Origin of the sequence: Prevotella melaninogenica ATCC 25845 (genome assembly GCF_000144405.1) — a bacterium.
Taxonomy (GTDB): Bacteria; Bacteroidota; Bacteroidia; order Bacteroidales; family Bacteroidaceae; genus Prevotella; species Prevotella melaninogenica.
In genome coordinates, this window is sequence record NC_014370.1 from 968976 (window position 1) to 991025 (window position 22050).

Here is a 22050-nt window from a genome sequence, read left to right on the forward strand (position 1 = left end):
GTATAGTTTCTGTTGTGCAAACATACTTATTTTCTCTTTGATAACTAATTTTATAAGTAAGAATATAAATAACGCCTAATGGTTTTTAATATCTCTTTATATACTTAATACATAATGAGCATTATGATAAATAAATAATTTGTAACTCACTGTCAAATTATAAAATCATTTAATCCCTACTTTATCATCTGATTCTATCTTTCAATGATTTATTAAAATTGTATGAAAATACAAAATTTTTTCGTACCTTTGCAGCACACTTAGGATAATAAATAGCAAAAATTAGTATGTCATATCAATTCTCAAAGTACGAAACACACTATCGTAACCTTACTTATTTAGGCGTTCCAATCATTATCGGACAATTAGGAAACCTTATTCTTAACTTTGCCGATACGCTTATGATTGGACATCATAGTACAGAAGAATTGGCTGCAGCGGCATTTGTCAACAATATGTTTACGTTGGTCATTATTTTTGCTATTGGCTTTACATATGCTATTACAGCACTTGTTGGTATCCTATACGGACAGGATAAGACTCATCGTATTGGTGAGGTAATGAAGAGTGCTACGGCAGCAAACACCTGTATGGCAATACTTTTATCTGCCATTATGATAGTTCTGTACTTGAATATTCATCATTTGGGACAGCCAGAAGAGTTATTACCACTCATTCGCCCTTACTTCCTTATCCAACTTGTGTCTCTCCCATTTGTATGTTGGTTTAATACTTTCCGTCAGTTTACCGATGGTATCACTGACACAAAGGTGGCAATGTGGATTCTTGTTGCTGGAAATGTGATGAATATCTTTGGCAACTGGATACTGATTTATGGCCATTTAGGACTTCCAGAGATGGGACTGGTTGGTGCAGGACTATCTACAATGATTTCACGTATCGTGATGGCTTTCATTATGGTAGGCATCTTCTTCTTTAGTAAAAAATATAAAGAATACAAGAAAGGATGGAGTTTAGGCCAGGTGAAATATGCAGACTTCAAGCAGATTACTGTTCTTGGTATTCCTTTAGCATTACAAATGGGTATGGAAACTGCTGCCTTTAGCCTTTCAAGCTTGATGGTTGGCTGGTTCGGTACAGAATCCTTAGCGGCTCATCAGGTTATGTTGACGATTTCACAGTTAGGCTACATGATCTACTATGGCTTGGCAGCAGCGGTAGCAGTACGTATTAGTAACTTCATGGGACAACGTGACTATCTTGCTGTAAGAAGAACAGCAACGGCTGGAATTCATTTAGTCTTCTTGCTTGCCATACTCACTTCTGTGCCAATCTTCATTTGCCGTCATATCATTGGTGGACTTTTCACTGATAATGTAAACGTTATTTCAATGGTATCTATGACGATTATTCCATTTATGATTTATCAGTTTGGTGATGGCTTACAGTGTAATTATGCCAATGCAATGCGCGGCACAGCTAATGTTCGTCCGCTAATCTGGATTGCGTTTGTATCTTTCTTCATTGTTTCTCTTCCTTTAGGCTATCTCTTTGGAGTCGTTATGAACTATCAGCTGGTCGGTGTCTGGTTTGCCTTCCCATTTGGTTTAACACTGTCAGGCGTACTTTACTATATCTACTATCAGAAGGGATTGAACAAGATAGAGTCTGGAGCAAAGATATAATTCATAATTATGATTACTACTACACTTCATAATTATGATTATCATTATTTGCTATTCTTAAAATATGACCTTGATAATAGATTAAGAGCAATATAACTTCAAAAGGCGATAATAAGTAATGACATTAATTCATCAACTTATTATCGCCTTTTGACGTATCTCCTCTGTAATATTCGAGGTAAAAATTAGATAGAAATCTACTCTTTATAATTAATTGCCTCCATGAACCGCTTGATAACCTCTGGCTTACCCGTATGCTTACCTTTATCTTCAGAGATCTTACAGGTTTCGTTATAGAACGGCCACGACTCCGTAATCTTTACAGCGACCAGCTTAATAACAATGTTCATTGGCTTTACATGTGGAAAATCATTGGTGAAGTGAGTACCAATACCAAATGAAGGCTTCACTCGATTCTCAGCATAACGCTGTATCTCAATAGCCTTATCCGTATCTAAAGCATTTGAGAATAGCACCTGCTTATCACGTGCATCAATACCGAAAGAATTATATTTTGCAATAATCTTCTCTAACTGCTCAAAGTTATCACCAGAGTCTATGCGCAACCCCTTGAACTGATTAGCAAAGTCTTCAGAGAAATTATAAGAGAATATATCCCACCCAAAGGAATCGTAAAGGTAAGTTCCCAAAGCACCTCGATAAGTTCTACGCCATGCTTCCATAGCCATATAGTTTGCCATCTGAGGGCCAAACATACCGCCAATAGCGCAAATAAACTCATGCGCCATCGTACCAACAGGCATAAGATTATACTTCATAGCAAGATGAATATTGCTTGTACCAACAAAGCGCCCTTTCCATTCACGACTGTCGTAGCAATCCTTCATGGCACGAACAGCAGTATCTTCTGCTGTAAGACTGGCACGACGACGTGTACCAAAGTCAGAGAACACACATCCGGCTTCAAGTAATCGCTCTGTCTTATGGAAAGTCTTATCGTAAAGTTCTTGATAATCAAACTCCTGAGCTTGGTCGTTAAACATATAGAATAGCTCTGAAATGATGGCAAGAACCTTTACCTCTAACAGAATAGTATCAGCCCATAATCCTTCAAACTCAATATGAAGATGCCCATCCTCATCCTGCCATACCTTCACCCACTCACGTGAAAAGCGAAAGCCGCGAAGGTATGTCAAGAACCATTCTGGAAGATAATTGCACTTCTGTCGAAGAAAGTTTATTTCTTCGTCGGTAATAACAACCGTCTCAAGTAACTCTATTTGATGTTCCACTTCACGTGCAAAACCTTCTGGGTAGACCGTATCGTCACGGTCAACAAACTGATAGCAAACATGTGCACGTGGGTAATTGTCAATGACAGCGCAGCACATTGTAAGCTTATAAAGGTCATCGTCTGTAAAGTGATTAATAATCTGTCTCATCTTATTATTGTTGAATTCAGTTGTCAAAAGTATAAAAAAGAAATGGAAGGACAAAGGGTTTTGTCAAAAATATGACTTAATGATAATAGCAAAAGGAGATATATAAGTAAAACAAAATCGGTTCATTAGAATTAAGAAATAACCTTCTAATGAACCGATTTGGAATAAAGTCTTTTAACTTAAGTTATATGTATGTACACTTACACCTTGCGCTGACGGCAGATAATTAATTCCCCACCAGCACATCTGCAGTAAGATAAAGGCTATAATGAGTACCCATAAGGCTGGGCGAACAATGCGAGGATGATACTGACGATAGTGAACATAGACCAAATAAGCAAGCCAAGTAATAGCAGCCCATGTCTCCTTTGGGTCCCATGACCAATAATGTCCCCATGCCTCTTTTGCCCACAAAGCACCCATAAGCATACCAAGTGTCATAAATGATAGTCCAACGTAGGCAAGATTATCAGTTATCTCCATCTCTTTATCTGTATCAGTTCCCTTCTTAAAGAAAAGAAGATAGACCGACATGACTACTGCTGCACCCAAAAGTGCGTATGCCATCATATACACTATTACATGAGGAGCAAACCATGGACTCTGCAAGGCTGGCATAAGCGTCTTGGAATGAATCTCAGGCTTGAAGATATTAACACATACAAACACTGTTGCAAGAAGTGTTGAGAAGCTCAATATCCATTTATACTGCCAACGACTAAAGACAATAATACCTGCCAAAGGAAGGAAAAAACTATACCATAAACGCGTTTCTCCCATCGTGCGAAGTGGTGGACGTTCCAATGTTATCCACATAATGAGAATGTAGGAAAAGAAGATTACAAGTCCAAGACCTGTTGCGCCAAACGCTAAGATACGACGGTTACGCCATGCAGCCCATGCACCTATAGCCCATAAAACTACTGATACAACTGCAAATATGATAAAATAACTCCAAATCATAGCTTAACCTCCTTCTTACGACTTGCTGTCAAGAACATTCCAACAGCTCCAAATAACAACATGAATATACCTACATAGACAACTGGCATCCAAGGGTCTGTTACAATCTCAAAGATACTTAGATTACTCCACTTGCCCATTTGCTCATTGTAACTTAGCTGATAGATTTTCCATCCATCAATACTAAAAGGTTTGTTAACCTCTATCTCGGTGTGAATATTCTTTCCATCCTGTGTATAGATGTCAACAAGTGAAGCGAAACGACGTGGCTCACGATTTGGCATAACCAATCTTCTACCATCACTAAGTTTCAAAGACTGATAAGGGAAAAGATAGCTTCCACAAGTGAGCCAACCCGTGTAGCTATGCTGCACACCCTTGTAGGGTGCATTGCAAGTAGTGACCTTCACCAATATCGCACAAGCAGTACCTGTTGCATCCGAAGCTATATAGCCATCCTTATTACGTGCCTGTCCTAAAGAGTCCATACGGATATTGCCCATCATACCACCAGGTATCTTACCAACCATTTTACTAAGCATAACTGGCATAGCATTATCAATGCGCTTGAGAACCTCAATCTTACAATCTAACAGTTGACCAGACTTTACATTCTTATCTAAAAGAATATTCTCAGGCTTTCCCTTAGGAAGCGGAAGTCCCATATTGTCAATAAGCATGAGCTTAGGTGGATATTCATCAATGGTAAACTTCTCCAGCTGAATTGCCACAGGGAGGTGATGAACGGCACTAAAAGCATCAAGACCACGCCACTCTACCTGTCCTTGCTCGCAAAACATCTTTACTCGAAGCATATCTGCACTACCAAGTGTACCGCATGTAAGAACAAGGAACAGTCCGACATGACTCGTTAGTGTTGGCAAGCGACGCCAAGAGAAATGTACTATTTGATTCAAAGTTACTTCACCAACAATGGCTGTCATCCATAAGTAAACAAGGACAAACGGCCAGAAATTAAGCATCTTTGTTAGACCAAGTGGGTCTATAGGAGCTTTCCCCTCTGCTACTTGTTTGGTAAGTCCCATAAGAAGAGTGAGTATTGCAGCTGTAGCAATAGCTGGAATCGCCGCTTGCATGGTTGACATGAAACGACAGAAATAAGACCGCTTACGAAGTACATAGACTATGATAAGTGCCAGTACGAGTAAGATTAATGTAATAATGTTGGCTGGCCAAGCAAAGATACCCCACTCTAAGGGACCTATTGTTACCTGTAATAATCCACCTGTAACCAATAAACCAACTACTATTGCTGTACCTTCTCTAAGTGTATAAGGTTTATTCCACATAGTAAAAGAGGCTCTCCCCCACTATTAATAAGGTCTTGAAAAACTTTATTTTATGTTTGTGAAGTACGAGCAGATAAATGATTTCGTTTTGATATATAAAATATTAGGATACAAGAATATTCTTCAAATAGAGTATTCCTATTTTACTGAACAAGATTCCTCCCCTAATGGGAAGGAATCCTGTGTGTAAGTTTGTTTACATCGGTTTAGTTATAAACCGCTTATTCTTGCGTGCCTGCTCTATCCACTTCGGAACGATAGTGTCAAGGAACTGCTTCTTTTGTGCATTAAGCTTAGTCATATCTAAGCCAATGTAAGACTGTGCCTTAGCCTTAGTAGAAACGTCAGGAAGAGGAATCTGTCCTGTAAAGCCGTGACGAGCAACTACACGTGCAATCTGTAAGCGTGCATCCTTTGCATATTCCATTGCACTTCCAAGGAGTCGCATTACTTCTTGTGGAGCATGGAAAGCAGCACCGTGGCTGGCAACAGCATAATCCCAACGCCACTGACCCTTACGAAGATCTTTCAAAACAGGCTCCATCTCAGCCTCAGTTGCACCCTTTTCCCATGCAAATTTAGCTTCAATATGTGCTGCAGCAAGTTCTCTTTCGACATGAGTACGGAAGTCATAAATCTTCTGTTGACGCTCATATACATTCTGACGAAGTGTTTCAGCATCTTGACGGTGACAAGTCTGGCAAGTACGACTGATGTTTGCTAATGGACTTGTAATATGGTGATCTGTATATTTCACACCACCCTCAGAGATGTAAGGCATATGACAATCAGCACATGAAACACCACGCTGTCCATGGATTCCCTGTAAATACAATTCATAACCAGGGTGCTGTGCCTTTAAAATCTTCGCCTTTGATAGTGGATTAATGTAATCATAGAAGCCAATACTATCGTAGTATTCCTCTGCTGCCTCACACGTCATACCCTTTTCTTGAGGGAAATGTAGATAGTTACCATTCTCTTTCTCGAAGTAATATTCCGTGTGGCACTGTGCGCAGACCAGGCTACGCATCTCCTGATGGCTGGCTTTTCTCACGTCTTTACCGACACGAGCCCATGCCTCATAGAGAGCAGGACGAGCGGGACGAAGTTCCATCGTCCTTGCATCATGGCAGTCAGAGCAACCGACGGTGTTCATGACCTCTGGTCCCCAGTCGCTCCACTTGGCAGCATAGAATTTATCAGTTCCTTTCTCACGCATTAGACGTGGAACATCAGGACCCTTGCAGGTCCAACAGGTTCCTGGCTGTATGTCATCTTGTCCATCAACACCTGGACTTCCTGTACGCATAATCTTACGTAAGTCATCAATACAATGACGGTGTCCACGTGGTGTATTATACCCTCTTGAGAAAGAATAGCCAGCCCATAGGATAACCATTTCGGGTCTCTCAGCCAGTACATCTACTTCCTGGGAAGAATTGTACTTACTCACGAAACTTGTGTCTTCTGTCATTGCCCACGTCTCATATTCACGTGGGAAATCAGCTGCAAATTTCTCATTCTGAGATACAATGGAGTCTGTCATCGGTGTACGTCTGTTGTTGAACACACTTACAATCTCAGCTCTTCTTTCAAGCATTGAAGAACAGAGCAGTCCAAGAATGAACACGAGAACCATTGCTCCTCCAAAGAGTAGCCAGCCTTGCCATTTCTTTAATGTCTTTGCCATAATTATCGATTTTTAGTTCTTATTTTTTCTTTCCTAAAACTTTTTGCAACCAATCTGGAACAGGAGAAGGTGGCATTGGTTCCACATATTCTGCACCAGGAGTACTTGAGAGAGAATTCATCTTCATGTGTGCTACATCACGATGACAATCCCAACAGGCTTTACCCTCACCACGCTGAGCCTCCATGTAATCTATTCTGCCAGTATTAACAAACTCTTGATTTAATTGTTTATGGCAACGGATGCAGTTATCCATTATCACTTCTGCCGATGCTGATTCTGCCTGAATAGTTTGCGATTCATTAAATGTAACAAAATAAGCAACATGCTTCATACCATCCATACCTTTAAAAGCATAGTGTGCAGCAACGTTATCATTAGGAACGTGACAATCGTTACATGTGGTGTTACGAGCATGTGCAGAGTGTGACCACGTAGCATAATAAGGTGACATGATATGGCAATTAATACATGCCGCTGGGTCATCACCTATTATATAGGTATGCATACGTAGAAGATAAAAGAATAACCCTGTTAATCCTACTATCACACCGCACAAAATAGATAATGTAACCTTTTGCCGATATGAGATGCATGATAGAAACTTATCTATCATACTTTTCAATTTGGTAGATATGGTTTTTAGTTTCATAGGATTTATATCTTGTTTCGTGCACAAAGATATGTATTATTTTTCATTAGACAAGTAAAGAAAAAAGAAAAAATCATCATAAATTATGATTTAGACTAAATCTAATATATTTTTATCGTGAAGAAAAGAATTTATGTTCATGACAAGAATTACTTATTTCCATGAAGAGAAATGTTTTTTTGGGGTTCTTCCGTTAAATGTGTGGACGCTTTTCGTATTGCTATAAAGGAAAAAACGAAGTTACTCATTAAACAAAAATATGGCTAAGACTGTCAACTATCTATCCTTTTATCATCCACTTCATTGAAAACCTTTTCATTTTAAGACTTCGATAATCTATAGACAATAGATTGAAAAATCATTACATAATTTCAAGCAAGACATCTATAAATAACAGCAAAAACACATACAAAAAGCAGATTTATAACCAACAGTATATCAATTAGTTATAAAGTAGTAAAGTAAAAGGTGCTTAATTGGACTTCAAAAGGGCGTTAGTAAGGGGCTTAAAGGGCACCTTTTACAAGCCAATCGGGCGTTTTTTAGAAGCCAAAAGAGCATGTTTTGGTTTTGTACAGAATGAAAATAATTAACAAAGCTCAACTAATGAGGGAGTAGGTTGTTTGTAGAAGATAGATAGACATCGCACCTAATTACGTTTTTCGTGTAGTTTATCCCCCGTTCTAAAACCCTCTAATTGGGGGTAAGCATACTGGTGTTGGGTGATGGTTGTTGGGTGTTGAGCCTTTATAAAACTATCTTATTGGAGGAAATTATGCCATATATGTGGATTAATCTCATTCTATTAACAATCTACGCATTTAGCGCAAGAACCTTTTTTCATGAAAATAATTCGACATAGTACTTGTATAAAGAATAATACCATAGTGTAATAAACATGTAAAAAGAAATACAAGACAGCTTTTATACTATTATTCAAGCACAATGTTTTTAACTTTTTTTCATTACTATATAGTAGTTATATCATTTAAAAATAGTAACTTTGTGCGAATTTAATCAGTAAGTTGTGACTAAAGATATAGTCAAAAAAAGAGTTCGAGACATTCTGGATGAATACCTCGAAGCTAACAATCATCGCAAGACTTCAGAGCGATATGCCATCTTGGATGCGGTGTATGACATGGGAGAACATTTCTCCTTAGATGAATTGGGTGCAGCACTTGAAAAGAATAATTTTCGAGTTTCTCGTGCCACACTTTACAATACGATGCGTCTTTTCATTGAATTACGTCTCGTAGTCAGACATCGGTTCATCGGTCAAACCAAGTATGAGGCATGCTATAACAATGAAGATCATATCCATCAGATCTGTACGCTATGCGGAACAGTGACAGAAGTTGATTCCCCAGAGATTGCGGATGCTATAAAGAACACAAAGTTCCACCGCTTTCGCCGAGATGGTTTCTCCTTATATATATATGGCATATGCTCACGCTGTCAAGCTGCCTTGTCGCGTCAGAGAAGCAAGTTTCTTACACAGAAACAAGTAAAAAACTCACATAAAAGCAAATGAACACAGGTAAAGTAGACGTCCTGTTGGGTCTCCAATGGGGTGATGAAGGAAAAGGTAAGGTTGTAGACGTACTCACACCACGCTACGATGTAGTAGCTCGTTTCCAAGGAGGTCCGAACGCAGGACACACTCTTGAGTTCGAAGGTCAGAAGTACGTGCTGCGTTCTATACCATCTGGCATCTTCCAAGGTGGCAAAGTTAACATCATTGGCAATGGAGTTGTTTTAGCTCCAGATCTCTTTATGGGTGAAGCAAAAGACCTTGAGAAGAGTGGACATCCCCTAAAGGAGCGTTTACATATCTCAAAGAAAGCCCACCTTATCATGCCAACACATCGTATCCTCGACCGCGCTTACGAAGCAGCAAAGGGTAAAGATAAGGTTGGAACTACTGGCAAGGGTATTGGTCCTACTTATACTGATAAGATCAGTCGAAATGGTTTACGTGTTGGTGATATCCTCTGTGACTTCGAACAAAAGTATGCTGCTCATAAGGATCGTCATATGAAAATGCTTGCAGCACTTGGTTGGACAGACTTTGAAGGCTTAGAAGAGACTGAGAAGCTTTGGATGGAAGGCATAGCATATATGAAGGAGTTTAAGTTTGTTGATTCTGAAAATGAAATCAACCGCCTCCTTCGTGAAAGTAAGCATATTCTTTGCGAAGGTGCACAAGGAACAATGTTAGACGTAGACTTTGGTTCTTATCCTTTCGTAACTTCTTCAAATACAATTTGTGCAGGTGCTTGTACTGGACTTGGTATTGGTCCTAATAAGGTGGGTAATGTCTATGGTATCATGAAGGCTTACTGTACTCGTGTCGGCTCTGGACCATTCCCAACAGAATTATTTGACGAGACCGGAAAGACGATTCGTGATCTCGGCCATGAGTATGGAGCTGTTACCGGACGTGAGCGCCGTTGTGGTTGGATTGACCTTGTTCAGCTTCGCTACTCTGTAATGGTAAATGGTGTGACTGAGCTTATTATGATGAAGAGTGATGTTCTTGATAGCTTCGAAACTATCAAGGCATGCGTTGCATACGAGTTGCCAGATGGTACAGAGACAGAGGACTTCCCTTACGAGATTGATAATGTGAAACCAATCTACAAGGATTTCCGCGGTTGGAAGAAAGATATGACAAAATGTAAGTCACAGGATGAATTCCCAGAGGAGTTCCGTGAGTATGTAGCTTTCCTTGAGAACTATCTTGAGACCCGCATTGGTATTATCTCTGTTGGTCCTGACCGCGAACAAACGATCGTTTTATAATCTTGTTTAGGCTGTGACTGGCGGTTATAAGCATTCAGAAAAGCTTATATTCGTTTCTCACAGCCTAATATTTTTCATTCGTAAAACAAAAATACAAGACAAATGGCAAACAAACCTTCCATCCCAAAGGGTACCCGTGACTTCGGTCCAGATGAGATGGCAAAACGAAATTACATATTTGATACCATCAAGCGTGTTTACGCTCTCTATGGCTTTCAGCAGATAGAGACACCTTCTATGGAGACTTTACAGACGTTGATGGGTAAGTATGGTGAAGAAGGAGATAAACTTCTTTTTAAGATTTTGAATTCAGGAGATTACTTGAAGGCTGTTAGCGATGAAGAACTTAAGGAGCGCAATACACTAAAGATGCAGACAAAACTCTGCGAAAAGGGATTGCGTTATGACCTTACAGTACCTTTTGCTCGCTACGTGGTGATGCATCGTGATGAGTTGCAGCTACCTTTCAAGCGTTACCAAATACAGCCAGTTTGGCGTGCAGACCGTCCACAGAAGGGTCGTTATCGTGAGTTCTATCAGTGTGATGCCGATGTAGTAGGCTCTGACTCATTACTAAACGAGGTGGAGTTAATGCAGATTATTGACACTGTATTTACAGAGTTTGGCATTCGCGTACAGATAAAGATTAACAATAGAAAGATTCTCACAGGTATAGCTGAAGTAATTGGTGAGAAGGATAAAATTGTTGACATCACAGTTGCTATCGACAAACTTGATAAGATAGGACTTGATAATGTAAACGAAGAACTGCGTAATAATGGAATCTCTGAAGAAGCAATAGAGAAGTTGCAACCTATCATTAAGTTAGAAGGAACCAATGAAGAGAAACTTGATGTTATTGCAGAAGTCTTGAAGGAGAGTGAAACTGGACTAAAAGGTGTTGAAGAAACGCGTTTTATCCTTGAAACATTGAAGGGTTCTGGACTAAACAATGAGATACAGCTCGACCTTACTTTGGCACGTGGATTAAACTATTACACAGGTGCTATCTTTGAGGTTAAGGCCCTTGATGTACAGATTGGTTCTATCACAGGTGGTGGACGTTATGACAACCTAACTGGTATCTTTGGTATGCCAGGTATCTCTGGTGTCGGAATTAGCTTTGGTGCTGACCGCATTTATGATGTTCTAAATACGCTCGACCTCTATCCAAAGGAGAGCGTACAGGGTACACAGCTTCTCTTTATTAACTTCGGAGAGAAGGAAACAGCCTACTGTCTGCCAATTGTTGCAGCTGCACGTAGGGCTGGTATTCGCACTGAAATGTTCCCTGACAAGGCTAAAATGAAGAAACAAATGAGCTATGCCAATGCAAAGAACATTGGTTTTGTTGCCCTTGCAGGTGAAACTGAAATGCAAGAAGGTAAGATAACACTAAAGAATATGACTACTGGCGAACAGGAACTTGTAAAGCCAGAGGAGATTATTAGTAGATTTTAGAAGACACTCCCCTCCCCCTGTTAAGGAGAGGGGGACTTCTTTTTTATTAATGCCTTTTATTAGTCTGCTTAGTAAGTAAGACACAAGCAGAAGCTAACTATATTACCACTAAACATGAAACGAATCCTTATTCTTTGCTTTATAGTATTAGGTTGGTTACATTCAGCCTTTGGTCAAGTAACATTCAACATTGATGGCTTTTCCAAACAATACTATGGTAAGGTTTATTTCTCTGACACATCAGCTATTTCTTCTGCTGGTTGGGTTGAAGTTTATGACCGTGCCACAAAAAAGAAGCTTATTCATGTTGATGCCAATGAACTATCATTTGACCTTCATGATGGAGAAATTATGGCAAACATAGCCGAGATTCCTTATGGAGAATATAGTGTTTTGCTCTATGAAGACTATAATTTTGATGGAATAAAAGACTTTGCTATTATGGATGGATTCAACAGTTGCTATGGTGGACCATCCTTTCAAATATTTTTAGCATCGGAAAAAGACTTTGTTTATAATGAAGGTTTCACTGAATTAGCACAAAATAATTGCGGCATGTTTGTGGTTGATGCTAAAAACAAAGTTATATCTACAATGACGAAAAGTGGTTGTTGCTGGCACCAGTACTCAGATTATATTGTAGAAAACAACCACCCAAAGCTAATCAGCACGCACACTGAAGACTGTCAAAGAGCCCCTCTTTGTACTGTAACTACAGAAGAGTGGAAAGGACGAAAAATTATAAAGACAGTCGTCAATACCATTAACCTTAAAAGTGAACTTATCAAAGGTTACTTCAAGTTCCATATTGATAAAGAGAACAAAGACGTTATCCTTTATAACTTAGACAATTATTTGCTTTATTATGTAATTCTTGATGCTAAAAAGAATGTGGAATTTTACTATCCAAATGACATGTCTCACCAGACATCAAACTTTAAATATGATAAGAAAAATGGTAAGATAACTTTCAAAAACAAGGATGCAAACTATACAATTTATGACAAGTCTGGAAATATAGGTATTGATATTACTTACAAAGGTAAAACTCATCGGTGGAAAGGTAACGCAAAAAGTCGTCGAGGTAGCATAGGAAAACTATTAAAAGGCAGCTTAGATAATGTTGTATATCAATAGCCGAAACGTATTGTTTTAATATTATATCAGAAGAAATTCATTAGTTCCAACCAGAGTTCTGTCTTATTCTTAATTAGGGTAAAGGATCGATCAAGCCTGAAGATAAGACAAGGTAACAACACTTATAAAGGGTATCCAGAGACGGGACAACTCATAAAGTAAAATTACATAAGCGTAAACAAAAACTTAATAGAGTAATGACTTTTGGAAAACATTATGTACTTTTGTAACATAAAGCTGCATTTAAAAGTATATTATAGATTGTGGAACAATAAAGAACTTAAATCATGAATAAACTAACAACACTATTCCTTGCATTGCTACTGAGCTGTAGCCTTTCGGCTCAACGACTCTATGTAGGCACTTATAATATCCGTTATAACAACCCAAATGATGAAAAAGAAGGCAATGCATGGACACAACGTTGTTCACATTTGTGTGACTTCATCAATTTTGAACAGCCAGAAATATTTGGTACACAAGAGGTACTTGTAGACCAACTACATGATTTAATGAAAGGATTAGATAGTTATGGTTATATTGGTGTTGGACGAGACGATGGTAAAGAAAAAGGAGAATACGCAGCAATCTTTTATAAAAAAAATCAACTTAGTTTATTAGATAGTGGTAATTTCTGGCTCTCTCCTACTCCTGAAAGAGCTTCTTTGGGATGGGATGCAGCGTGTATTCGTATTTGCACATGGGGAAAATTTCAAGACAAGGTATCGGGTAAGCAATTTTATTTCTTCAATGCTCACATGGACCATGTGGGTACTGTGGCACGGAGAGAGAGTGCTCGATTAATTTTAAAACGCATTAATCAGTTATCAAAAGGGTTACCTACAATTCTGACGGGCGATTTTAATGTAGACCAAACAGATGAAATCTATCAAATATTCTCTAACTCTGGAGTTCTACGTGATTGTTACACCAACGCTCTACAACGCATGACACCTACTGGAACATGGAATGACTTTATGCAGGATAGTCGCAGTAAATCCCGAATTGACCATATTTTCGTTTCTTCTGATTTTAAATATTGCTGTCCGATAAAAATAAGCTGAAAGCTCTGCATCTCTTTACCCAACGGTGTTGCAGCTGTTTTACTTATCCAGGGGCTTGGTTTTCAGTTTCAAACTGTAAGCATTATAAAATGTGCTTATTTTGACAAGGAGAGCCTATAATAACCAGATAAATTAATGAAATCATAAGTTTAAGTCTATTTTATCTAACACAGATAAACCCCTAAAAGTTTTTATCGGACACCAATAAATTAAAATGAATAACTTTAAAACTTAAGAAAGAAATCGTTTCTAAATATCATGTCATAATAACCTAATAAAAATCATCTTTGTAAATAATTTTCGTCCATTGCTTTTTAATTGAAGTTAAATTAGATGTCAATTAAGGCTTAATTGACTTGCTAAAGACGCCTTTAGCAACCTTATTAACGCCCTTTTGAAGTCCAACTAAGCACCTTTTCTTTTGCTATTTTGTAACTTATTGAAGTATAGGTACTTACAATAATCGTCCAGAATAGTATTTTTGAGCATTTTAAATGACTATTTTCAAGAATTAGTGTAAAGTTTTTTCGCACAACAAAAGTGCTAAAAGGCTAATTGTTTTATTGCTATAAGACATTGGCTTATACATTAATAATTTATTGTATAACGAAGAAATCTATTTATGTTATGGAAATCCCAATGACATTCACTATAACTACAAACAATAAAAATAGGAGATAATCACTATTATAAGCAATTATCCCCTACTCTATAAAAATTCATTTAATCACACAAGGTGATAAAATGGATTACTTCAACTTTGTGTAACCATACTTAGCACAAGCACCAAGTTCCTCCTCAATACGGATGAGCTGGTTGTACTTAGCCATACGGTCTGTACGAGACATAGAACCAGTCTTAATCTGACCAGAGTTTGTTGCAACAGCGATGTCAGCGATAGTTGTATCCTCAGTCTCACCAGAACGGTGTGAAGTTACAGTTGTATAACCATGACGATGAGCCATCTCGATAGCCTCGAGAGTCTCTGTCAAAGAACCAATCTGGTTAACCTTGATAAGGATAGAGTTAGCTGCACCCATCTTGATACCCTTCTCGAGGAACTTAACGTTAGTTACGAACAAGTCATCACCAACGAGCTGGCAACGATCACCGATAGCAGATGTCAACTTAACCCAGTTCTCCCAGTCGTTCTCATCGAGACCATCCTCGATAGAGTCGATAGGATACTTTGTGATAAGGTGCTCGAGGTAAGCAATCTGCTCATCAGCACTAAGCTTCTTACCATTAGGATCCTTTGGCATACCATTCTTCAACTGACGATAGTCATAGAACCACTTACCATCCTCGCATACAGCGAACTCAGAAGCAGCACAGTCCATAGCAATCTTAACATCCTTGCCTGGCTCATAGCCTGCGTCCTTGATAGCCTGAATGATTGAATCGAGTGCATCCTCGATACCATCGAACTTAGGAGCGAAACCACCCTCATCACCTACTGCAGTAGAGAGACCGCGCTTCTTCAAAAGCTTAGCAAGTGCGTGGAAAACCTCAGCACCCATACGGATACCTTCCTTCTCAGAAGGAGCACCTACTGGGCGAATCATGAACTCCTGGAATGCGATAGGAGCATCAGAGTGAGCACCACCGTTGATAATATTCATCATAGGTACTGGCAATACATAAGTATTTGCACCACCGATATAACGATACAATGGAATGTTCAATGCCTTAGCAGCAGTCTGAGCTACAGCCAAAGAAACACCGAGAATAGCGTTAGCACCGAGCTTACTCTTAGTAGGAGTACCATCGAGTTCAAGCATCTTGTAGTCAATAGCACGCTGATTCAGCACGCAGTCACCCTTCAAAGCTGGAGCGATAAGGTTGTTTACATTCTCAACAGCCTTGAGAACACCCTTACCCAAGAAACGGTTCTTGTCGCCATCACGAAGCTCCAGAGCCTCGTTCTCACCGGTAGAAGCACCAGATGGAACGCTTGCACGACCCATTACACCATTTTCGAGAGTTACCTCTACTTCAACTGTAGGATTGCCACGTGAGTCCATAATCTCGCGAGCATGTACTTTTTCAATCTTCATAACTTATATGTTTATTAAAATCAGTTATATTTTTAACTTTCTTTTTCTCCTTGCAAAGTTAATAAAAAAAGTCGTAAACCTCTCCTAACAATACGTTATATTTATGTTTTTGACAAAATTAACGTTTATCCTATTATGATAACTGTGACTCCACGTGCTGCTTGTGCTCCCATAACAAGTGCTTGTTCTATATCGGCTGTTTTGCTTGGACCGGATATAAAACAGCCGTAACCATAGTCTGTCATGTTAATCTTTTTATATGCTTCATGCATATTATTGACGATATTGTTACGTTGAACGAGGATTACAAGGTTCTCTGAGATGAAACAAACAACTCTTTCTTTCATTGTTTGTGGTACCCATACACATCCGTTCTCTGCTACAGCAATTTCTCCCTGAATGATTCCTACATCTGTTCCATCGAGGTCTTGTGCCTTTGAAACAGTGTCAGGATTAAGGTCTGCCTTTATTCCTTTTATACTTGAAGCCAATATCTTAGCGTCAGGATAAGCCTTTTGTATCAGTGCATTGATATCATCTTCTGCCTTAGCTTCAATGACTTCACAGCCTACAATATGACTCATCTCGATAAATTGCTGTACTACATCTTGATATTTAATACCCTCAATAGGCTTCTCGGGCATATCAAACTGTTCTTTTGTATTACGTCGTAATTTGCTAAATAAATCTTCTTTATTCATGCTTCAATTCCTCCATTGCGTGCTTAAATATGACATGGAAAGGCTTTTTCGCAAACTTTGGCATTGTATGACCAATGCTCCATGGATTAAGCTTTATATCCATTAGCGATTCTGGTATGTGATTGGCTACTGATGAATTACGAAGTAAAGCATCATAAATATGATAGTTTTCGTAAACAACTTTCATTCCTTCTGCCATCACTTTCTTTTCTTTGTTCTCTGTTCCATACGTTTCAAGGCTTTGACGCCATCGATAAATCTGACTACCAGGAGTTACCTTTGCAGGGCAAACACAATCACAACTCAAACATAATGAGCATGCAGACACATTCCCACTATGCAGTTTTGGATTCTTTAGCATACCAAGATTAACTCCAATAGGACCTGGAATAAAGTAACTATATGAATAACCTCCTGAACGACGATAGACTGGGCAAGTATTCATACATGCACCACATCGAATACACTTCAGTGTCATCCAATGTTCTTTATTAGCAATCATGTCACTACGACCATTGTCTACTAATATTACATGCATCTCACCTCCTGGTCGTGCCTTACGAAATTGAGAGGTAAAGGCAGTTGATGGTTGTCCTGTTCCACAGCGTGCTAATAAGCGTTGGAACACTGCCAACGAATCATAATCAGGAATAACTTTCTCAATACCCATGGCAACAATATGTAATTTAGGTACTGAAGTTGACATGTCAGCATTACCTTCATTAGTGCAGACAACGCAATCTCCTGTCGCAGCAACACCAAAGTTACAACCTGTCAGTCCTGCATCAGCATCCATAAAATCACCACGCAAATTTTCACGTGCACAACGTGTAAGATAAGTTGGGTCATAATTTCCTTTCTCTTTAGAGATTCCTTTCTCTTCAAACATCTCTCCAATCTCTTCACGAGTCAAGAAAATAGCAGGCATAACAATATGCGCTGGCTTCAAATGCATAAGTTGAAGAATACGCTCACCAAGGTCGGATTCAACGACATTGATTCCTCTCTTTATCAGATAAGGATTCATTTCGCATTCCTCGGTCAGCATTGATTTAGATTTAACGAGTTTCTTTACTTTATGAGATTCAAGTATCCCATAAACCATTTCATTAAACTCTTGTGCATCTTTAGCAAAATGAACAATAACACCATTACGTTCCAAACTATTAGAGAATTGCTCTAAATAGTCAGCTAAATGGGTTGCTGTATGCTCTTTTATTCGACTTGCATGTTCACGTAAATCCTCCCATTCTGGTAGCTCTGCCGCTGCAGCATCTCTTTTCTGACGTAATGACCAAAATGTACGGTCATGTCGTTCAACCTTCTTAGGGTCTTTCAGAAACTCTTTTGCTTTTTTAGAATGATATGTTGACATAACTCTTTTGTCTTTTATAACCTTTATATAAATATCATAAACCTGCAGCTAAGATCTCAGCTACATGCATGAACTTGATAGGATAGTGGTTCTTTCCTGCTACACCCTGCATGTGCATTAAGCATGAACTATCCGAACCAGTAATAAACTCAGCTCCCGTATCCATATGACGTTTCACTTTATCGTTACCCATAGCAGTGCTGATATAAGGTTCTTCAACAGCAAACATACCACCAAAACCGCAACATTCATCCTTGCGATCAGGTTCTTTAACCATGATACCTTCCTTGAGTTTCAATAATTCAACTATCTTATTTACAGGTTTCTCTTGCAATTCAGAAGGTGTACTAAGCGTTAATTCACGTACACCATGACAAGAGTTATGAACAGACACGACATGAGGAAAACTTCCAGGAAGTTTCTTTACCTTCAGAACATCGTGTAAGAATTCTACCAACTCCATTGTTTTCTTAGGTGTCTGACACTCATGATCGAGTATTTGTGGGTAATTAACCCGCACAAAAGCAGCACAAGAAACACTCGGTGTTACGATATAATCGAAGTCTTTAAACTTATCCTCAAAACGTCCAGCAAGGTGATTTGACATACGCTGAAAGCCACCATTTGCCATTGGTTGACCACAACAAGTCTGATGTTCGGGATAGACAACATCTATTTTTAGCTTTTTCAAAAGCTTATAAGTTGCTACGCCTACTTGTGGATAAAGTGCATCGACGTAACATGGAATAAAGAGACCAACTCTCATAATTTTATCTTTTCTTGTTCGTTTCTATGCTACAAATTTAGATAAAATTACTTAGATTGCATAGGAAAATCACAAAAAAGACAGGTAATAAAATAAGTTTAATCCTTAACAAAGAATATTTTTCTTACCTTTGCAAAGGTAAAATGGCTTAAAACTAAGAAGAAATTGTATGATAGTTTGCATTGCAGAGAAACCCAGTGTTGCTAAAGATATAGCTCGAATCCTTGGTGCCAACAAGGCTTGTAACGGCTATATGGAGGGCAATAATTACCAAGTAACATGGACCTTCGGTCACCTTTGTGAGTTGAAGGAACCTAATGATTATTTTACGAACTGGAAATATTGGAGTCTCGCTGCATTGCCAATGATACCTCCACGCTTTGGTATTAAGCTCATTGAGGACGAAGGTATCAAGAAGCAGTTTGCTGTTATTGAGCAGCTTTACCAATCGGCAGAGATGATTATCAACTGTGGTGACGCTGGTCAGGAAGGTGAATTAATTCAGCGGTGGGTAATGCTAAAAGCAGGTGTAAAGTGTCCTGTGAAGCGCCTTTGGATATCTTCGATGACGGATGAAGCTATTCGTGAGGGGTTTGCCAACTTAAAGGAACAAGAGCAGTATCAGCCACTTTACCTCGCAGGATTGTCTCGTGCGATTGGTGACTGGCTGTTAGGAATGAATGCTACACGCCTTTATACATTAAAGTATGGCAACAATAGTTATGGCAGAGGTCAGGTTCTGTCAATTGGTCGAGTACAGACACCAACCTTGGCACTCATCGTACAGCGACAAAAAGAGATAGATAACTTTAAGCCAGAGCCTTATTGGGTATTAGCTACAGTTTATCGTGAAACGCAGTTTACGGCAACAAAGGGTAAATTCACCTCTAAAGAAGAAGGCGAAAAAGCCTTCTCAACGATTGAAGGAAAGCCTTTTACAATTACAAGTGTAGCAAAAAAGAAAGGGGCAGAACAGCCAAAACAACTTTATGATCTCACCTCTCTGCAGGTAGATTGTAATCGTAAGTTTGGATTCTCTGCTGAGATGACGCTCAATACGATTCAAACTCTCTACGAACGTAAACTTACAACTTATCCACGTGTTGACACACAGTTCCTCTCTGATGATATTTATCCAAAGTGTCCGCAGATAATGAACGGACTCTTTCAGACTACATTTGCGGGTAAAAAACCTTATGCCGATATCGTGAAGACGTTGGGTGGTAAGCCATTGCCTAAGACAAAACGTGTCTTTGATTCCTCAAAGGTGACCGATCACCATGCCATTATTCCAACTGGTGTACTACCACAAGGACTGACAGATGCTGAACAAAAGGTGTACGACCTCATTGCGCGTCGTTTTATCGCAGCTTTCTATCCCGATTGTAAATTCTCTACGACAACAGTATTGGGCAAGGTGGACGAGATAGAGTTTAAGGTTTCTGGCAAAGAAATATTGGATTTGGGTTGGAGAGTTTGCACTGATACCCCTACAGGTTCCTCCTCTACTCCATCAGATGACAGCCAAGAAGGAACCAATACAACCTCTCCTCTACTTCCTACCTTTAAGAAAGGGGAATCAGGACCGCACACCCCTACCCTTACCGAAAAACAAACAACCCCTCCAAAACATTACACTGAGGCCTCTTTGCTTCGTGCAATGGAAACAGCTGGTAAGTTTGTTGAGGACGAAACCCTGCGTGCTGCTATGAAGGAGAATGGTATCGGACGCCCTTCATCACGTGCAGGAATTATTGAAACGCTCTTTAAACGCCATTATATTCGTCGTAAAAGAAAGAATATAGAAGCAACTGAGACAGGTATTGCACTGATTGATACTATTCACGAGAAACTTCTTACATCAGCCGAATTGACGGGTATCTGGGAGAAGAAACTTCGTGATATCGAAGCTAAAAAGTATGATGCTTCTCAATTTATTAACGAATTGAAAGAGCAACTTACGAACATAGTCAACGACGTGTTAGCTGACAATTCTACACGAAAAATTGGTGAAGTAGAGGGTGATAAAGAGAAGTAGAAAGAATATTCTTTTACTTTTCTACAATTAAAGGTATTTAAATAAAAGAGAATAGGTAAAGAGCTGGCAGACTTGTGACCATACCTTCAATTAGACTTACCCACCATTTGTCTTCAAAGATGACTGCAAATGAGACAGACGAAAGTATAATCATTGGTACGTATATCAGCAAATTTAGATATGGAAAATAGCCTTGTGTTATGGCAGTTATGAAAAGAATCAAAATCGATATGCATAGGAAAATGGCAATCCATACCGTATAAAATAATAATCTCTGTTTCATTTTTCTTTTGTCTATGGTATTTACATCTTCTTTACATACCAATCATTGCCTATATATTCATACTCTTGCTTATGCGAGTCGAAAAGGTATCTTTTGTCATTATAGTCTTTATTTATTTTTATATAGTCAATGCCATTAGAAATCACTCTTATTATCTTCCCATTATCTATGCAACAATACGATAGGTTTAATTTCTTATAAGCCTTGAGAAACTTAATTATCTCGTTATCCTGTAAGGGATAGTTCTTTGGCTTTTTAGTTATTATCAACTGGTTATCTACAAACACAAGACCGCTCCCCTTTTCCCTAAATAGCTCAAAAATGGTCACGTCAATATCTCTATTATAGATTAAGACACCATCTAATTGATTAAAATCGTAGTTTATTATTTTACTACTATAGTTTACTTCTGAAGAACAACCACCAAAGAGAAATAGAGTAATCAATAAAACTAATATCTTTATCTTCAAATTCATACAACTATTTTCTGCAAAAATAACGCAAACGAGAGCAAAGGAAGCTTGCTTCCACTTTGCCGAGTGCAGCATATTTTCTGCAAAGATATAAAACATATTCTATAAATCGGAATTTGAACTTTATTTTTTTAATTCCATTTTGGTTGATACGATACAAAGCTGCTGTTTTGTAAAGATAATTCTAAACACACAAAATAAAAGACGCCCAATAAGGGTTCAA

The 22050-nt window shown here is 38.7% G+C and carries 17 protein-coding genes; 7 read left to right on the forward strand and 10 right to left on the reverse strand.

Annotated elements, in window-relative coordinates; translation table 11 throughout:
• Positions 1-287: 287 nt before the first annotated feature.
• The gene (locus HMPREF0659_RS03825; protein ID WP_013264802.1) at positions 288-1646 is read left to right on the forward strand and encodes an MATE family efflux transporter; all 1359 of its coding nucleotides are present in this window, start codon (positions 288-290) and stop codon (positions 1644-1646) included.
• Positions 1647-1843: 197 nt separating this feature from the next.
• On the opposite strand, the gene pncB is transcribed toward HMPREF0659_RS03825, so the two are convergent.
• From pncB to nrfH, 5 genes are all read right to left on the reverse strand, one after another.
• Positions 1844-3049, reverse strand: a complete 1206-nt coding sequence (gene pncB, locus HMPREF0659_RS03830) for a nicotinate phosphoribosyltransferase (RefSeq protein WP_174254476.1) — start codon at positions 3047-3049, stop codon at positions 1844-1846.
• 174 nt (positions 3050-3223) lie between these two features.
• On the reverse strand, positions 3224-4012 hold the full coding sequence (gene ccsA, locus HMPREF0659_RS03835) for a cytochrome c biogenesis protein CcsA (RefSeq protein WP_013264529.1): 789 nt from the start codon (positions 4010-4012) through the stop codon (positions 3224-3226).
• The gene (locus HMPREF0659_RS03840; RefSeq protein WP_013264079.1) at positions 4009-5322 is read right to left on the reverse strand and encodes a cytochrome c biogenesis protein ResB; all 1314 of its coding nucleotides are present in this window, start codon (positions 5320-5322) and stop codon (positions 4009-4011) included. The genes ccsA and HMPREF0659_RS03840 overlap by 4 nt, the downstream gene beginning before the upstream one ends.
• 196 nt (positions 5323-5518) lie before the next feature.
• A complete protein-coding gene (gene nrfA / locus HMPREF0659_RS03845; protein ID WP_013264668.1) occupies positions 5519-7015 on the reverse strand; it encodes an ammonia-forming cytochrome c nitrite reductase in 1497 nt (498 codons plus the stop codon).
• Between the two features lie 19 nt (positions 7016-7034).
• On the reverse strand, positions 7035-7667 hold the full coding sequence (nrfH, locus tag HMPREF0659_RS03850; RefSeq protein WP_025838860.1) for a cytochrome c nitrite reductase small subunit: 633 nt from the start codon (positions 7665-7667) through the stop codon (positions 7035-7037).
• 1027 nt (positions 7668-8694) lie between these two features.
• Here nrfH and HMPREF0659_RS03855 point away from each other — a divergent pair.
• The 5 genes from HMPREF0659_RS03855 to HMPREF0659_RS03875 all read left to right on the forward strand — a co-directional run bounded on the left by HMPREF0659_RS03855 (position 8695) and on the right by HMPREF0659_RS03875 (position 14134).
• Positions 8695-9201, forward strand: a complete 507-nt coding sequence (locus HMPREF0659_RS03855; protein ID WP_013263943.1) for a Fur family transcriptional regulator — start codon at positions 8695-8697, stop codon at positions 9199-9201.
• On the forward strand, positions 9198-10472 hold the full coding sequence (locus HMPREF0659_RS03860; protein ID WP_013265019.1) for an adenylosuccinate synthase: 1275 nt from the start codon (positions 9198-9200) through the stop codon (positions 10470-10472). The genes HMPREF0659_RS03855 and HMPREF0659_RS03860 overlap by 4 nt, the downstream gene beginning before the upstream one ends.
• A gap of 102 nt (positions 10473-10574) precedes the next feature.
• Positions 10575-11933 carry a histidine--tRNA ligase gene (gene hisS / locus HMPREF0659_RS03865; protein WP_004361112.1) on the forward strand — a complete coding sequence of 453 codons (1359 nt, stop codon included), beginning with the start codon at positions 10575-10577 and terminating at the stop codon, positions 11931-11933.
• Positions 11934-12047: 114 nt separating this feature from the next.
• The gene (locus HMPREF0659_RS03870; RefSeq protein ID WP_013264441.1) at positions 12048-13070 is read left to right on the forward strand and encodes an XAC2610-related protein; all 1023 of its coding nucleotides are present in this window, start codon (positions 12048-12050) and stop codon (positions 13068-13070) included.
• 287 nt (positions 13071-13357) lie between these two features.
• Positions 13358-14134, forward strand: a complete 777-nt coding sequence (locus tag HMPREF0659_RS03875; RefSeq protein WP_013264612.1) for an endonuclease/exonuclease/phosphatase family protein — start codon at positions 13358-13360, stop codon at positions 14132-14134.
• Between the two features lie 749 nt (positions 14135-14883).
• Here the strand turns inward: HMPREF0659_RS03875 and eno are convergent.
• The 4 genes from eno to HMPREF0659_RS03895 all read right to left on the reverse strand — a co-directional run bounded on the left by eno (position 14884) and on the right by HMPREF0659_RS03895 (position 19033).
• On the reverse strand, positions 14884-16191 hold the full coding sequence (eno, locus tag HMPREF0659_RS03880) for a phosphopyruvate hydratase (RefSeq protein WP_013264782.1): 1308 nt from the start codon (positions 16189-16191) through the stop codon (positions 14884-14886).
• A 125-nt stretch (positions 16192-16316) separates the two neighbouring features.
• On the reverse strand, positions 16317-16892 hold the full coding sequence (locus tag HMPREF0659_RS03885; RefSeq protein ID WP_013264415.1) for a LutC/YkgG family protein: 576 nt from the start codon (positions 16890-16892) through the stop codon (positions 16317-16319).
• Positions 16885-18267 (reverse strand): LUD domain-containing protein, encoded by a 1383-nt coding sequence (locus tag HMPREF0659_RS03890; protein ID WP_013264517.1) that lies wholly within the window; start codon positions 18265-18267, stop codon positions 16885-16887. Before HMPREF0659_RS03890 ends, HMPREF0659_RS03885 begins: the two co-directional genes overlap by 8 nt.
• Positions 18268-18301: 34 nt before the next feature.
• Positions 18302-19033 carry a (Fe-S)-binding protein gene (locus HMPREF0659_RS03895; protein ID WP_013264220.1) on the reverse strand — a complete coding sequence of 244 codons (732 nt, stop codon included), beginning with the start codon at positions 19031-19033 and terminating at the stop codon, positions 18302-18304.
• A gap of 169 nt (positions 19034-19202) precedes the next feature.
• Here HMPREF0659_RS03895 and HMPREF0659_RS03900 point away from each other — a divergent pair, with 169 nt between their 5' ends.
• Entirely contained in the window at positions 19203-21071 is a 1869-nt protein-coding gene (locus HMPREF0659_RS03900; RefSeq protein ID WP_013264979.1) for a DNA topoisomerase 3, read from the forward strand.
• Between the two features lie 303 nt (positions 21072-21374).
• Here the strand turns inward: HMPREF0659_RS03900 and HMPREF0659_RS03910 are convergent, their stop codons facing one another.
• Entirely contained in the window at positions 21375-21926 is a 552-nt protein-coding gene (locus HMPREF0659_RS03910; protein WP_108235545.1) for a hypothetical protein, read from the reverse strand.
• Positions 21927-22050: the final 124 nt, after the last annotated feature.

What these genes read in the sequence shown, in the direction of transcription:
- nrfA (WP_013264668.1), bottom strand. Translation starts at nt 7,015, where the DNA reads ATGGCAAAGACATTAAAGAAATGGCAAGGCTGGCTACTCTTTGGAGGA.
- HMPREF0659_RS03895 (WP_013264220.1), bottom strand. Translation starts at nt 19,033, where the DNA reads ATGAGAGTTGGTCTCTTTATTCCATGTTACGTCGATGCACTTTATCCA.
- pncB (WP_174254476.1), bottom strand. Translation starts at nt 3,049, where the DNA reads ATGAGACAGATTATTAATCACTTTACAGACGATGACCTTTATAAGCTT.
- HMPREF0659_RS03875 (WP_013264612.1), top strand. Translation starts at nt 13,358, where the DNA reads ATGAATAAACTAACAACACTATTCCTTGCATTGCTACTGAGCTGTAGC.
- eno (WP_013264782.1), bottom strand. Translation starts at nt 16,191, where the DNA reads ATGAAGATTGAAAAAGTACATGCTCGCGAGATTATGGACTCACGTGGC.
- HMPREF0659_RS03910 (WP_108235545.1), bottom strand. Translation starts at nt 21,926, where the DNA reads ATGTTTTATATCTTTGCAGAAAATATGCTGCACTCGGCAAAGTGGAAG.
- hisS (WP_004361112.1), top strand. Translation starts at nt 10,575, where the DNA reads ATGGCAAACAAACCTTCCATCCCAAAGGGTACCCGTGACTTCGGTCCA.
- HMPREF0659_RS03885 (WP_013264415.1), bottom strand. Translation starts at nt 16,892, where the DNA reads ATGAATAAAGAAGATTTATTTAGCAAATTACGACGTAATACAAAAGAA.
- HMPREF0659_RS03860 (WP_013265019.1), top strand. Translation starts at nt 9,198, where the DNA reads ATGAACACAGGTAAAGTAGACGTCCTGTTGGGTCTCCAATGGGGTGAT.
- ccsA (WP_013264529.1), bottom strand. Translation starts at nt 4,012, where the DNA reads ATGATTTGGAGTTATTTTATCATATTTGCAGTTGTATCAGTAGTTTTA.
- nrfH (WP_025838860.1), bottom strand. Translation starts at nt 7,667, where the DNA reads ATGAAACTAAAAACCATATCTACCAAATTGAAAAGTATGATAGATAAG.
- HMPREF0659_RS03890 (WP_013264517.1), bottom strand. Translation starts at nt 18,267, where the DNA reads ATGTCAACATATCATTCTAAAAAAGCAAAAGAGTTTCTGAAAGACCCT.
- HMPREF0659_RS03840 (WP_013264079.1), bottom strand. Translation starts at nt 5,322, where the DNA reads ATGTGGAATAAACCTTATACACTTAGAGAAGGTACAGCAATAGTAGTT.
- HMPREF0659_RS03870 (WP_013264441.1), top strand. Translation starts at nt 12,048, where the DNA reads ATGAAACGAATCCTTATTCTTTGCTTTATAGTATTAGGTTGGTTACAT.
- HMPREF0659_RS03900 (WP_013264979.1), top strand. Translation starts at nt 19,203, where the DNA reads ATGATAGTTTGCATTGCAGAGAAACCCAGTGTTGCTAAAGATATAGCT.
- HMPREF0659_RS03825 (WP_013264802.1), top strand. Translation starts at nt 288, where the DNA reads ATGTCATATCAATTCTCAAAGTACGAAACACACTATCGTAACCTTACT.